The 13934-nt window shown below is 54.2% G+C and carries 10 protein-coding genes; 9 read left to right on the forward strand and 1 reads right to left on the reverse strand.

The genetic code is table 11. The features are described from left to right. The first annotated feature begins 52 nt into the window (after positions 1 to 52). The 8 genes from JSQ80_RS18500 to JSQ80_RS18535 all read left to right on the forward strand — a co-directional run bounded on the left by JSQ80_RS18500 (position 53) and on the right by JSQ80_RS18535 (position 11337). On the forward strand, positions 53 to 1021 hold the full coding sequence (locus tag JSQ80_RS18500) for a sugar kinase (protein WP_206096257.1): 969 nt from the start codon (positions 53 to 55) through the stop codon (positions 1019 to 1021). Positions 1022 to 1151: 130 nt separating this feature from the next. Beyond that, positions 1152 to 1835, forward strand: a complete 684-nt coding sequence (locus tag JSQ80_RS18505) for a bifunctional 2-keto-4-hydroxyglutarate aldolase/2-keto-3-deoxy-6-phosphogluconate aldolase (RefSeq protein WP_206096258.1) — start codon at positions 1152 to 1154, stop codon at positions 1833 to 1835. 178 nt (positions 1836 to 2013) lie between these two features. Next, positions 2014 to 2334 carry a hypothetical protein gene (locus JSQ80_RS18510; protein ID WP_206096259.1) on the forward strand — a complete coding sequence of 107 codons (321 nt, stop codon included), beginning with the start codon at positions 2014 to 2016 and terminating at the stop codon, positions 2332 to 2334. Further along, complete coding sequence (locus tag JSQ80_RS18515) at positions 2312 to 4927, forward strand: histidine kinase (RefSeq protein ID WP_206096260.1); 2616 nt, start codon at positions 2312 to 2314, stop codon at positions 4925 to 4927. Before JSQ80_RS18510 ends, JSQ80_RS18515 begins: the two co-directional genes overlap by 23 nt. A gap of 470 nt (positions 4928 to 5397) precedes the next feature. After that, a complete protein-coding gene (locus JSQ80_RS18520) occupies positions 5398 to 6408 on the forward strand; it encodes a 2-oxoacid:acceptor oxidoreductase family protein (protein WP_206096261.1) in 1011 nt (336 codons plus the stop codon). 30 nt (positions 6409 to 6438) lie between these two features. Further along, on the forward strand, positions 6439 to 8745 hold the full coding sequence (locus JSQ80_RS18525; protein WP_206096262.1) for a thiamine pyrophosphate-dependent enzyme: 2307 nt from the start codon (positions 6439 to 6441) through the stop codon (positions 8743 to 8745). A 314-nt stretch (positions 8746 to 9059) separates the two neighbouring features. Continuing rightward, on the forward strand, positions 9060 to 9845 hold the full coding sequence (locus tag JSQ80_RS18530) for an NAD-dependent protein deacylase (protein ID WP_087432460.1): 786 nt from the start codon (positions 9060 to 9062) through the stop codon (positions 9843 to 9845). 4 nt (positions 9846 to 9849) lie between these two features. Continuing rightward, positions 9850 to 11337 carry an FGGY-family carbohydrate kinase gene (locus JSQ80_RS18535; RefSeq protein ID WP_206096263.1) on the forward strand — a complete coding sequence of 496 codons (1488 nt, stop codon included), beginning with the start codon at positions 9850 to 9852 and terminating at the stop codon, positions 11335 to 11337. A gap of 122 nt (positions 11338 to 11459) precedes the next feature. On the opposite strand, the gene JSQ80_RS18540 is transcribed toward JSQ80_RS18535, so the two are convergent. After that, positions 11460 to 12419, reverse strand: coding sequence for an AraC family transcriptional regulator (locus tag JSQ80_RS18540; protein ID WP_206096264.1), 960 nt, complete (start codon positions 12417 to 12419; stop codon positions 11460 to 11462). A gap of 329 nt (positions 12420 to 12748) precedes the next feature. On the opposite strand from JSQ80_RS18540, the gene JSQ80_RS18545 reads away from it, so the two are divergent. Next, the gene (locus tag JSQ80_RS18545; protein WP_206096265.1) at positions 12749 to 13921 is read left to right on the forward strand and encodes a galactokinase; all 1173 of its coding nucleotides are present in this window, start codon (positions 12749 to 12751) and stop codon (positions 13919 to 13921) included. The last annotated feature ends 13 nt before the right edge of the window (positions 13922 to 13934 follow it).

Raw genomic sequence — 13934 nt, forward strand, 5'->3', positions numbered from 1 at the left:
TGGCATGAAAGATAGAACCAATGGGTTGTGGAGCGAAGGAGGTTGCAGCATCATGCAAGCGTTGTCAAGGGGGAACGAACCAGAAGTAGTAACTTTTGGCGAGTCGATGGCGCTCTTTAGTTCTGCCGACACACGGGGGCTGGAGTACGCGCAGACGGTAGGAAAATCGTTCGGTGGCGCCGAGAGCAATGTGGCTATCGGCTTGGCGCGCTTAGGCCACCGTGTCGGTTGGTGCGGCCGGTTGGGGAAAGACCCGCTGGGCCGTCATATCTGGAAAGCGATTCGCGGGGAAGGCGTTGACGTCTCCCGGGCCGCGCTTGTCGGCGATGCGCCGACCGGCCTGATGATGAGAGAGCTTGTGGCGGGCAAATCGTCCGTATACTACTATCGTAAGGGGTCGGCCGCAAGCCGTATGGAGACGGAACATTTGGATATGCAATATATAAGTTCCGCACGCATGCTGCACGTTACCGGCATTACATGCGCCTTGAGCGACAGTAGTGCGGATACGGTGGCGGCTGCGGTTCGGACGGCGAAGGCGGCGGGTGTGAAGGTGTGCTTCGACCCGAATTTGCGGCTTAAGCTGTGGACGATTGAAGAGGCGCGGGCGCGTCTGCTTCCGTTGTCTCTCGAAGCGGATTATTTTATGCCGGGGCTCGACGAGTTGAAGCTGTTGTACGATACAGAGGATGAAACGGCGATCTTCAAGCGTCTATCTGAGCTGCCGGGCATCAGCATCGTCAAGGGCGGACAAGGCATGAACTACGTCGTCGAAGGTTCGCATATCGAGGAAATCTCCTATGAGCTGGTCGAGCATGCCGTAGATACGGTCGGTGCGGGCGATGCCTTTTGCGCCGGCTTTCTGTCCGGAATATTGCGCGGCAGCACTCCGGCCGAAGCCGTTTCATTCGGCAATGTGATGGGGGCGATGGTCGTGCAGGCGTTCGGTGATTGGGAGGCGATGCCGACTTGGGAGCAGGTGCAAGCATCGCTTACGAATGCGGTTCATATCGAGCGCTGATCGCTGATTAGGTTCCGCAAGCTTGATTTGCAATTCAGACCGCCCGATTTTCAGTTCGTTGCGGTGTTCCGCGCTTGGCTGCCGCACAGAAGATTAAAAGTAAGGTGCAAGTATGGGGAGGAGAGTCAACATGGAAAAAATTCGCGTTATCCAACAAATACACGAACAAGGTGTCGTTGCCGTACTGCGCGGGAATTCGCCTGAAGAGGTCGTTGAAATGGCGGCGCAGGCCATTGCCGGCGGCATTTGCGTCATTGAAGTGACGATGACGGTGCCGAATGCGCTGCAAGCGATCGAACAATTAAGACGGATGTACTCTTCGCAATCTTCCAATGTAGACCGCTTTGCGATTATTGGTGCCGGCACCGTGCTTGAGCCCGCCACCGCGCGCGCCTGCATTTTGGCCGGATCCGAGTTCATCGTCGGCCCGTCGTTGAATGCGGATACAATCAAGATGTGCAATCTGTACCGCATTCCGGTCATGCCTGGCGTAATGACGATTGGCGAAGTGCAGGAAGCGCTTGAACTGGGGGCGGACATTATCAAGCTGTTCCCGGGCAATCTGTATGAGCCGTCGATTATTGGAACGATTAAAGGCCCAATGCCGCAAGCGAACATCATGCCGACCGGCGGGGTCAACGTGGCGAATCTCGGCGATTGGATCAAAGCCGGAGCCGTTGCCGTAGGCATCGGTTCCGATTTGACGAAGGAAGCGATCGCATCCGGCGATATGACCTTGGTGCGCAAGAAGGCGGAGCAGTATATGGAGGCGTACCATCGGGCCAAAACCAATCTGTCGCTGCAGCCGCAATAGCAGCAACCAGCTCTTATGACTCATACAACCTCCTCATTTCCATGAAGCCGCGCATCGCGCAGCAATTTATTATGGAGCGGGGAGGTTGTCTATTTTCGGGAACGTTTGCTTGTAGGAACAGACAGGGCCGTGGTGAAGTGAAGAAAAAAGAAGGCGTTTTCAAGAGGCGGTGACCATCATGCCCTATCCGGAGCCGGCGCCACGCTTGAGCAAGCGAAGCCGCTTGCTGTGGAAGCGGTTGATTTCGTTCATCCATCAATGTCTCAGGCAGGTTACGATACGCCGCAGACTTACGACGACACTCGTCATTTTGGCGATTGTCCCTGTTTTGATCATGGGGGGATTCACGTTCACACAGACGACGAAGGATGTCCGCGATAAGGTCAGTTATGCATCTATCCAATTGCTCAATCAAGTGGCGAAAAATATTTATTACGTCAATCAACGCTTCGAATCGCTGTCTGATTACATTATGTATGACACCATGTGTGTTCTATGATATCGGCTACAACCGGTTCCGAGAATCCGATATTCAGGCGCTGTACCGCCAAATCGAAGCGCATACGGCATCGAACCGCCCCCGGGAATTATGGACGCACGTGAAGATGGTAAACGGGGATAATTGCTTGGTATACGCCCGCCCCATCAACAACATGAACGACTGGAGCCAGCGGATTGGCTATATTGTCGTAGCGGTGGATGAATATTTATATTCGACCTACACGTATGGCGATGTCACGATGGGGCAAGGCTCCAGCCTGTTCATCGTCAATACGGCGGGCAAGGTGATGTCGGCAAGCGATTATAGGCTGAAGGTGGGACAGTTCTATCCCGAACCGCATTTCAAGGACCGACTGCAAGTGGATTCGGAACGCTTGAACGGCGTCTTCACGATGAACCGGACGATTGATGGCTCCGAGGATCCCTATTTATTTGTGTATACGTACAGCGTATTCAATGATTGGTTTTTGGTCGGCTCCATACCTTATAACTATTTGAACGAGGAAGCGTGGAAGGCGCAGCGCGACTTCATCATGATTAGCGCCGTGCTGCTTGCGCTGTCGCTTGTCATTACGCTCGTCATCTCCACGAGCATTACGTGGCCCTTGAAGCGTCTGACGGATGAGACCAAGCGGGTATCGATGGGACGCTTGGACAATCGGATTGTGGGCCAAGGAAATGACGAGCTCGGCTTTCTCACGCACAAATTTAATGATATGGTCATTCAAATCAAGGACCTTATCGTGCGGACGGAGGAAGAACAGCGGCTGAAGCGGGAAATAGAATTGCAAATGCTGCAAGCGCAAATCAACCCGCACTTTTTATTCAACACGTTGAACTCGTTAAAATGGACGGCGGCTTTGAGCCAGGCGGAAAGCGTCAGCAAGGGATTGGGCGCCTTGGCCGACCTGCTTCGCCATACGATAGTGGACAAGAAGGAGCTTGTCACACTCCGCGATGAATTCCGCCAGCTGCGCAATTACGTGACGATTCAAAAAATGAGGTACGGGGAATTCGACGTCATTTTCGATGTCGATCCCGCGCTGCACGATATGTGCGTCATCAAATTTCTGCTGCAGCCGATCGTGGAGAACGCCATCATTCACGGGCTTGACACCGGGAAGGCGGAACGGGTCATTCAGATAACCGTTCGCCAGGTGACTGTGTCCGAATGCAAGAATGCACAGGGAACGCTTGACACGGCTGCAGGCTCGAAGGCAATGAAGGATTGGCCGGTGCTGCAAATCCAAGTGAGCGATAACGGTAAGGGCATGGATGAAGACACATTGTGCTCCTTTTTCACAAAGCAGCCAAAATCAAACCAGCGTCTTGCGAATATCGGCGTTCATAACGTGCTGGAACGCATTCGCCTTCAACTGCGTGTTGCCTTGAAGGAGAAGGAAACGAGAACGCGCAATGAGCTGTGGAAGGAGTGGCTTACGGACACGGACGCGGCCCGGAATGAAGCGGCTTGGGTGAAAAAAGCCGAACGGGCCGGCATCGGGCAGCATCTTAAGCAATGCGCCATGCTGCACATCACCGTTGATCGGTATGAGCAGGCGATTACGGCAGGCAAGATTAAGGACAAGCATTTGCTTCGCTTTTCTATCCAAAATTTCGTAAGCGACGTGCTGAATGAATATAAGCATTTCGAATGGATAGAGCTGAATAATAAAGACTTCGTGGTGCTGCTTGCCGAAGACGGGTATACGCGCGCGCTTATCCCCACATTGGCCCGCCATATTCAAAAGACGCTTCATATGTATTTAAATGTAAATGTAACGGTCGTATACACGGACGCATTCTCCCCCTTACAGAGTTGGCGCGGGGAATGGCATCGCTGCCGCCATACCGGAGAGCTCGTGTTCTATATGGACGATACGGAATCGCTGGAAGATATCCCGTGTCTGCAGGCGGAAGAGATGGAAGCCATGCGGCGTGAAACGAGCGAAAGCAAGGCGATGCTCTCTGCCAAAATGGCAGCGTGCGGATGCGATGGAGATTGGGCGATATTGATGGCTTCCGTTGATTATGTACTGGATGAAGCAAAAACAAACCGCATGCCGCCCCATGAGTTAAAGCGTCTGGCGGTAGACGTGATGAGGGAGATGAAGCTGGACACGAGCCTGGAGAACGAACAGCTTCTGGCGCGGATGCAGCAGTCCGAATCCTGTTATCAGCTGCGCGACTGCTGGTACCGGGCTATCTCCGCCCTCGCCGAGGCGCGCAATAACGATCTGGCCAGACATCGTCAGGAAATACGGGATGCCATTCTATTCATGAAGCGCAATTACCAGCACAAAATTACTTTGGGCATGATCCCGAGCGAAGTGAAAATGAACGAAAGCTATTTATCACGCTTGTTCAAGCAGGAAACCGGCCTCAATATGATGCAATACTTGACGGATATCCGGATGGAAAAAGCCAAGGATCTGCTGAAGGACCCGCAAGCGAAGGTGAAAGAGGTGGCGGCCATCGTCGGCATCGAGGATCCGTTCTACTTCAACGGGCTGTTTCGCAAGACGTTCGGTGAAAGTCCATCGCATTTTAAGGAGAAAATGAGCAGGAATTCCATCGTCTCCGTCGAATAATATAGCGACGCATGTAAAAGCGTTCACGTATTGAAATTCATGTAAGCGGTATACTTTTGTCATTTACGGCATACATATACTACACCTCCATTCAGACTCTGCTTTAGCGGAAGAAGGGCAAGTCTTCCGATACATGCCCTTCCTTCCATGCTTCGACATCATGCAGCATCATGCGGCATCCCAAACTCATGCGTAACCCTTCCTATATTGATATGAAACGTGTCATTCCGCCCATCACGATTACCCTTTCTTTTAAACTTGAAAAGTTCAAATTTCACACGTTGGCCATGATACAAACGCATTCAAGTGACATTTATCATACAGGATAGCCTGCTCCGGGTTTACCATTTTGTCATAACATCACAATTTGGCTCGACCTGTTTTCATGACAGCTTATCATAACGACAATCGTCCTGCCTCGCGGTGCACATCATCATTTTCGTATCAGGAGTTAGGAAAGGAGCAACTTTATGGTCACTTTGCCCAAAGTAAACGCACTTGGTTTCTTTGAGATCCGGCTGGAATCCATCGGAGGGCTTGGCGCGAATTTGGCTGGGAAAATGCTGGCGGAAGCCGGAGTAAACGGAAGCGGATTGAACGGCGTCAGCTTCTCTTCGTACGGTTCGGAGAAGAAAGGATCGCCGGTGAAGGCGCATATCCGATTCTGCATGCCAGAGACGCTTATCCGCGATACGACGCCGGTCGAACGTCCACATATCGTAGGTATATTCCATGAGTCGCTTCATAAGACAACGCATGTCACAAGCGGTATATACGAAGACAGCCTCGTGCTCGTGAACTCGACAAAAACGCCGGAGGAGTTGAAGGAGAAGCTGCGTCTCTCCGGAGGGAAAATTGCAGTCGTAGACGCAACCGGCATCGCTTTGGAGGAGAAGAACCGCGTCAATATGGCAATGCTGGGCGCCTTGTTCCGGCTGTGCGATTTTTTGGACGCGGAACAGATGAAGAGCGTCATCCGCAAATCGCTGGAGAAGAAATATCCGAACGCGGTGCAGCCGGCGCTGAACACGTTCCAGCGCGGGTACGATGAAGTGAAGTTCCGGACGTTCGCCTTCCCGGAAGGCATTGATCTGCCTGAGCCTGTGCGCTGGGACACGCCGATGCTTGGCTATGATACACAGCCTATCGGCGGGGTGGTCATAAATCCGGGCAATTCGATCCTCAAGGATTTGAGCATTTCGCGTGCGGGAATGATGCCGCACTTTTTATCTGACAAGTGCATTCATTGCGCGGCATGCGATAATGTATGTCCCGATTACTGCTTCGTATGGGAAGAGAAGCCGGATAAGAAGGGGCGCCCGCAGATGTTCCTGCAAGGCATTGATTACCAATATTGCAAAGGCTGCTTGAAGTGCGTCTATGCTTGTCCGACTGACGCGTTGTCCAGCGAGAGGGAAGAGGACGGGTATGCGGATGAGCACCGCGTTCCGCATCTGTTCGATTTAGCTGTGCGCCAGTAAATAGAGTGAGGTTAAGGGGGATGAGGACTTGTGGCAATCGAGTATGAAAAAGAAATGAAGAGCGGGACAGCAGAGCAGCGCATGGTGTACGAATCCGGGAACGAAATGGCCGCTTACGCCGCTCACCAAATTAATTATCATATTATGGGCTACTATCCGATTTCGCCGTCGACGGAAGTGGCGCAATTTCTCGACTTGATGAAAGCGAACGGACAGCACGATGTCAAGCTCATACCGGCGGACGGAGAGCATGGCTCGGCAGGAATTTGCTACGGCGCATCGACGGCGGGCGGACGCGTATTCAATGCGACGAGCGCCAACGGATATATGTATATGCTGGAGCAGATGCCGGTGCAATCGGGCACGCGCTTCCCGATGGTCATGAACTTGGTATGCCGCTCGGTATCGGGACCGCTCAACATTCATGGCGATCATTCGGATTTGTATTTTGCGCTCAATACGGGCTGGCCCATTTTGCTGTGCCGGGATCCGCAAGCGGTCTATGATATGAATATCATGGCGATTAAGCTGGCAGAGGATGCAGAGGTGCGCCTGCCGGTGCTCGTCGCGTTCGACGGCTATTTTACATCGCATCAGAAGCGCCGCGTGCACACGTTCGCCCACCGGGAAGACGTCCACCAGTTCATCGGGGAGCAGCCGGTGCGCGGCTTCGCCGACACGCTTGATCGGCACAATCCGATTACGGTCGGACCTTACATGAATGAGCCGGATTACATTAACAACTGCTATCAGCAGTCCATGGCCATGTATAAAGCCGGCGAGGTGTTCGACCGCATCCGCCAAGAATATGCTGTTCTGACCGGGCGCGATTATCCGATTTTGGATCTATATCGGATGGAAGATGCCGAGGTCGCCGTATTTTTGCTGAATTCGGCGGGAGAGATTATAAAGGACGTCGTCGATCAGCTGCGGGCAATGGGGATTAAAGCAGGGGCCCTATCGCCGAACATCATCCGTCCGTTCCCGGCGAAGGAGATCGCCGAGGCGTTGGCGCATGTGAAAGCCGTTACGATCGGCGATCGTGCGGATTCCTACGGCGGACACGGCGGCAACATGGTGAATGAAGTGAAAGCGGCGCTCTTGACGCACGGCAATCGCGACACGATGGTCATTAGCCGAATTTACGGGTTGGGCGGCAAAGACTTCTACTCCGAGGACGGGCATGCTTTGTTCGAATTCGCCTTGGAAGCGGTGCAGAAGGGGCGCGTCGAGAAGCCGTTCGATTATTACGGCCACACGCCGGGAGATGCGGTCAAAGCGCCGCAACGGGTACTGGAGCCGATGAAATATGAGGATTTGAAAACCGGGCTCATTACGGTCAAGCAGGATGAAGAGACAGGCAAGCTCAATGTCCGCATTCCGCCGCTGCGCCAATTGACGAAGAAGCCGAAGCGCATTGCCCCGGGGCACGGCGCATGTCCGGGCTGCGGCATTTTTTCGGGCTTGGAGCTGTTCTTCAAAGGGATTGAGGGCGATATCGTGGCTCTCTTCCATACGGGCTGCGCGATGGTAGTGACGACGGGCTATCCATACTCCGCACATAAAGCGACCTATATTCACAACTTGTTCCAGAACGGGGCGGCAACATTGTCTGGTGTCGTCGAAATGTTCTGGGAGCGCAAGCGGAGAGGCGAGCTGGACCAACTGAACTTGCCGGATGACTTCACGTTCGTCATGGTGACGGGCGACGGCGGCATGGATATCGGCATGGGGCCGGCCATTGGGGCCGCTTTGCGCAATCATAAAATGATTATTTTGGAATACGACAATGAAGGGTATATGAATACCGGGGCCCAATTGTCCTATTCGACGCCGCTCGGGCACCGCACCTCGACGTCCAACGTAGGCAGCGTGCAGGCGGGCAAGATGTTCCATCATAAGGATACGGCGCAGATTATGGCTGCGACGAACATTCCTTACGTATTTACGGGCAGCGAAGCGTATCCCCAGGATCTGCTCAAAAAGGCGGCCAAGGCGCAGTGGTATGCCCAGAACGAAGGATTGGTGTACGGCAAAATACTCATCACTTGTCCGCTGAACTGGCTGTCCGAGGATAAGATGGGGACGCAAATCGTAAATGCGGCTGTAGAATCCTGCTTCTTCCCGCTCTATGAGGTGGAACGCGGCGTTACGAATATTACGTACAATCCGGAAGAGAAGAACAAGAAAATCCCGCTCTTGGATTGGCTCAATATGATGGGCAAGACCCGGCATATGGCGAAGCCGGAAAATGCGGACACGCTCAATCAATTCGAACAAGAAGTAGAACGCCGATGGAGCGTGTTGAAAGCGAAGCACGAGCATCCGGATTTATAAGGAACAGAGTAAAAAGGCAAACCTGCGAGGCATCTTCAATTCCGGAATGATGCTCCGCAGGTTTTTTTGTGTCCGTGGATATGCGGAAAAAGGAAAATAGGGGATGACAAGGTGGTGATCAAGTTCCATTCTCCCAATGTGTCAGAAAGGGTGAACAAAGGCCCGTGCTTCAGACGGTTGCAAGCACCAGCCGATTGAGATTGAGTTGAACTCCCGGGCGATACTGGAATCGCTGGCCGAGGTTTTCCCATTGCGGCACTGTGCGCTATACTTAATTACATAATAATTTAAATAAAAAAGGGAGGAAAGCGAACATGATGCCAAACGGACATTCCGATTCAATGCTCCAAGCCCATGCCAATCAGCTGGCAGACTGGCTGAGCCGCAGCCGTTCCGTCGTCTTCTTCGGCGGCGCCGGCACTTCTACGGAGAGCGGCATTCCCGACTTTCGTTCCAATGACGGTATTTTTGCGGATGACGAGACATTCCGCCACCCGCCGGAGGTTATATTAAGCCGTTCCTTTTTTGCGCACGATCCGGACACGTTTTATCGTTTTTACCGGGCGAAAATGATTCATCCAGCGGCAGAGCCTAACGCGGCCCACCGCGTGCTCGCCCAGCTGGAGCAAGATGGCATCGTCAAGGCCGTTGTTACGCAGAACATCGACGGCTTGCATCAAGCGGCAGGAAGCGAAGAGGTATGGGAACTGCACGGCTCCATCCATCGCAACGAATGCATGGCATGCCGGGCGAAATATGGACTGGACAGCGTTCTGCACAGCGAGAGCGCGATTCCGGCATGCCCCAAGTGCGGCGGCATGTTGAAGCCGGACGTCGTGCTGTACGAAGAGCAGCTGAATGATGACGTCATTGCGCATGCCGTCTCGCGGATTCGCGAGGCAGACTTGCTCATCGTGGGCGGGACTTCGCTCACGGTGCAGCCGGCGGCCAGCTTTGTCCGGCTGGCGGCCAAAGCTAAGCTTATACTGATGAACCGGACGGCAACGAGCGTTGACGCATACGCGGACGCGGTCTATCGCGAACCGATGGGGGCGCTCTTCGAGGCAGCCTATAAGCAGCTACGAGGAAAAGGGGAATAAGAGCATGCGGATGATGGGGATTGACTTAGGCACGACAAATCGTAAAGTCGGCCTGTTTGATGAGACGGGACAGCTGATTGGTCAAGTGAGCCGTCCGACGGAAACGGTAGATTCGAAAGAAGGCTTTGTCGCATATGACCCGGAAGCGCTGTGGAATGACGTGGCCGCGATGATTCGCGAGCTGATGGCGGCATTCGGGACAGAGCCTGTCGCCTATATTGGCATTACCAGCATGGCGGAGAGCGGATTGCTCGTGAACCGCAGCACCGGAGCGGTGCAATCCCCGTTCCTGCCTTGGTTCGAGACATGCTCGGCCCCGCAGGCCGAGCGGATTCGCCGTGAAGGCACACCGCTTGAGCTGTTCCAACGCACTGGGCTGCATTTATCCTTCAAGCATGGCTTAGCGAAGCTGCTCTGGCTGAAGGAACGCGATCCGGCCATGTTCGATGATGCTGTCTGGCTGTCCGTGTCCGGTTATATTGCCTACCGCTTGACCGGCGTGATGGCGTGCGACCCGACCCTTGCGACGCGCACCTATGCTTACAGCATACCGAAGCAGGCGTGGGACAAGGAATGGATCCGTCATTTTGGCTTGAACGAGGACCTATTTCCGGAGGTTCGTCCGAGCGGCGTGCCGCTTGGTCCCGTCACTGCGGCCACGGCCGCGGCGCTGCGTCTTCCGGAAGGGGCTGCGGTAGGTATCGGCGGGCACGATCATGTATGTGCCGCTCTCGCGGTCGGAGCCGTAGATCCCGGCGACGTATATGTGTCGATGGGGACGGCGGAGACGCTCGTGGGGACAATCGAGAAGCGGGCATTGGGCCAGGCTGAATTTGAAACGGGATTATCCTACGGCTTTCATGTCGTTCCGGGATATCATTTCTGGATGGGAGGCAACGCTTCCTCCGGCGGCGCCGTGGAATGGATTCGGCGGCAGCTCGCAGACGAGGCCTTATCCTACGATCAGATTAAAGAGCTGATGCTTGGGGTGAACGAAGGGCCTGGCGAAGCGATGTTCTTCCCGTATTTATCGGGCAGCGGCGCGCCATTCCCGAATTCACGCACGCGAGCGGCATTGATCGGGCTGGCTCAATCCCATGGCAAGAAGGAATTACTGCGCGCCGTGTTTGAAGGGACCGCCTATCAGCTTGAAATGATCCGGCGAAGCGCGGAACGGAACTCGGAGCATGCCATTCGCTTCATGCGGGCGGTTGGGGGCGGCACGAGGCTGCCGGCATGGCTGCAGATGAAGGCCGACATATCCAACATTACGCTCGTCGTGCCGCCGATTGAAGAAGCGACGATGCTGGGGGCGGCTTGCGCGGCCGCGCTTGGCGCTGGATTTTACGGCAATGCCGAAGAGGTGCGCGTGGCGATGCAGAGCCGCGGTGTCGTGGAGTATGCGCCGGATGCGGGGCGCCATGAACGTTACCGTCAAGCATTCGAGGAGCGATACGTCCCGATGGCGGCGCATTTAAGAGGTTTGTCTTGACGGATTCATAAAGATTAAAAAGCCGCCTGCATCAGGTTAACGCTGCAGGCGGCTTATGATTTTATTACTTTTTTTTCAATATGGACGACAGCTTCTCACTCCGCGGCGCGGCAATCAGATTGCTATTTACTGCGAGCATCCGCCTGATCCGGTTGCAGCGTGCTGCTCCGGTAGAAGGTGGGCGACTGCCCGTAGAAGCGCCGGAATTGCCGCGAGAAATACAGCGCGTCAGGTATGCCGACAGAGGCGGCGATTTGCTCGATGGTCAAATTCGGACGCTCCCGCAGCAGCTGCCTTCCTTTGTCGATGCGCAGCTTCAAGAGAAAGGTGACCGGCGTCATTTCGGTGACGCGTTTAAATATACGAGATAAATACGCTCTGCTGTAACCTAAGCTGTCTGCGATCTGCTCGATGGATAACGGGTGCGCATATTGCGTTGACATCATCTGAATCATTTGTCTTACCGTCTGTTGAATTTCGGATTCCGGTCTGAGCCGGACATCCTCACCGGCGCTGCGCTGATGATCCGCATACTCTGCCATAATGAGATGGAGGCAGCCGTGCGCAACTAAATCGGCAGCCGCGCGCCGCTCGTGAAAAGCATGCCGAATCCGGTCCATCCATTGCGGAGCTTCACATTGCAAGCCTGCGCTGACGACCGGCCGCTGTGGCGTAAAGCCGGCAGCGCGCACTAGCGGCTCGGCGCGTTCCCCCTTGAAGGCGATCCAGCGGTATTCCCATGGGGCATGCGCATCGGATGCGTAACTGACCAGTTCATTCGGCGCAATGAGAAAAGCGTCCCCCGGTCCTAGCGGATAGGACTGCGTCTCGGTTATAAACGTGCCGTGACCGTCCATAATATGGTGCAGCAAATAGTAATCGTACAGCTTGGGACCGAGCTTGTGGAACGGAGGAGTCTGACTCTCGCCGGAGAACAGGACATGAATCCCTTCCCGCTCGATCAACATCGGGTTGGAGGCTACGGAATACGTCTCGTCCTTGGGCAAGGCAATCCGCGCCGGTTCATCGACAGCATCCGGCTTGCTGTTGTTCAGGTTCAGATCATCTATGGAGCGTGTCATGCTCTCACCCCCTTGCGCTAACCGTTCTATTCATGTCTATTGTATCATGAAAATAAACCGGGGTCACATTTGTCTATATGATGTGCACATCACTATATTACAGCATCCTGCGTATTACAGTATGATGAACGTAAGAACCAAAATAATATGTTGAATTTTCAGAGTCGTTCAAAAACCCCCTTTGATCGCGAAGTTGCGAGATGCTCTTCGACATCGAATCTCGCATCACTCCGGAATAATATATACTTTCAAAGCAGGTTGCCTGAGAAGCATTTCCAATGCTGAAAAGCGGTCTTTTTGAACACGGACTTATTAGGAGGTAAAGTGTCATGGAAGCAAACGCATTGCTCTCGCGATTCGAGCAGGAATTTGGGACAAGTCAAATACCGGTTCGTTTTTTCCATGCCCCAGGCCGGGTGAATCTGATCGGTGAGCATATCGATTATAACGGAGGCTACGTTCTTCCGGCTGCATTGGAGTTCGGGACGACATTGCTGATTCGACCACGCGGGGACGGGATCATTCATTTGGCAACGACCAATTTCGATGTTCAGCGCAGTGTAAATATAGGCGATATCAAGCATGCGAAGAGCGGGGAGTGGACGGATTACCCGATCGGCGTCATGATCGAGCTTCAGGAATCCGGACGCGGTATCGCGACCGGGTATGACTTGCTGTATCATGGGGAAATCCCGAACGGAGCCGGGCTGTCCTCATCTGCTTCTTTGGAGGTCGTGACCGCTTATGCCTTGTTAGTCTTGGAAGGGCGCGCGATTGATCGCACGGATATCGCCGTCTTGTCCCAACGGGCAGAGAATCGATTCGTTGGCGTCAATTGCGGTATTATGGATCAGTTTGCCGTGGCGAATGGCAAAGAAGGGCACGCCATTTTGCTTATGTGCGATACGCTGGAATACGCGCATGTGCCGTTCCATACGGACGGCTATAAGCTGGTTATTGGCAACACGAACAAGCGCCGCGGACTGGTTGATTCCAAATATAACGAGCGCCGTTCCCAGTGCGATCAAGCAGTGCAGGCGCTGCGAAGCGTGTGGCCCGAGCTTGAACTGCTGGCCCAGCTCAGCGAAGTGCAGTATCAAGCGAATCAGCATGTCATTGCCGACGAGACCGTACGCAGACGGGCGGAGCATGTCATTGCCGAGAACGGCCGTGTGCTGCAATCGGTGGAAGCGCTCAAAGCGAGCGATCTGGAACGATTCGGCGAGCTGATGATTGCTTCGCATGTATCGTTGCGCGACCTGTATGAGGTCAGTTGCGCCGAGCTGGACGTGATGGTGGAGGAGGCGCTCCGGGTGGAAGGGACGCTTGGCTCGCGCATGACAGGCGCCGGATTCGGCGGCTGCACCGTATCCCTCGTGCGCGAGGCGGCGGTTGAACGGTTTATTGCACAGGTCGCAGCAGAATATGAGCGGCGCACCGGATTGAAAGCAGAGTTCTATGTATGCAATGTCGGTGACGGCGTGCATGAGATAACGAAATAGAGTGCAACAATGG

Source organism: Paenibacillus apiarius, assembly GCF_017052585.1.
In the GTDB taxonomy this organism is placed as follows: Bacteria; Bacillota; Bacilli; order Paenibacillales; family Paenibacillaceae; genus Paenibacillus_B; species Paenibacillus_B apiarius.

Bases quoted from the DNA above. Each gene is read 5' to 3' on its own strand.
- JSQ80_RS18530 (WP_087432460.1), top strand. From the start codon at position 9,060: ATGATGCCAAACGGACATTCCGATTCAATGCTCCAAGCCCATGCCAAT.
- JSQ80_RS18545 (WP_206096265.1), top strand. From the start codon at position 12,749: ATGGAAGCAAACGCATTGCTCTCGCGATTCGAGCAGGAATTTGGGACA.
- JSQ80_RS18500 (WP_206096257.1), top strand. From the start codon at position 53: ATGCAAGCGTTGTCAAGGGGGAACGAACCAGAAGTAGTAACTTTTGGC.
- JSQ80_RS18510 (WP_206096259.1), top strand. From the start codon at position 2,014: ATGCCCTATCCGGAGCCGGCGCCACGCTTGAGCAAGCGAAGCCGCTTG.
- JSQ80_RS18540 (WP_206096264.1), bottom strand. From the start codon at position 12,419: ATGACACGCTCCATAGATGATCTGAACCTGAACAACAGCAAGCCGGAT.
- JSQ80_RS18535 (WP_206096263.1), top strand. From the start codon at position 9,850: ATGCGGATGATGGGGATTGACTTAGGCACGACAAATCGTAAAGTCGGC.
- JSQ80_RS18515 (WP_206096260.1), top strand. From the start codon at position 2,312: ATGACACCATGTGTGTTCTATGATATCGGCTACAACCGGTTCCGAGAA.
- JSQ80_RS18505 (WP_206096258.1), top strand. From the start codon at position 1,152: ATGGAAAAAATTCGCGTTATCCAACAAATACACGAACAAGGTGTCGTT.
- JSQ80_RS18520 (WP_206096261.1), top strand. From the start codon at position 5,398: ATGGTCACTTTGCCCAAAGTAAACGCACTTGGTTTCTTTGAGATCCGG.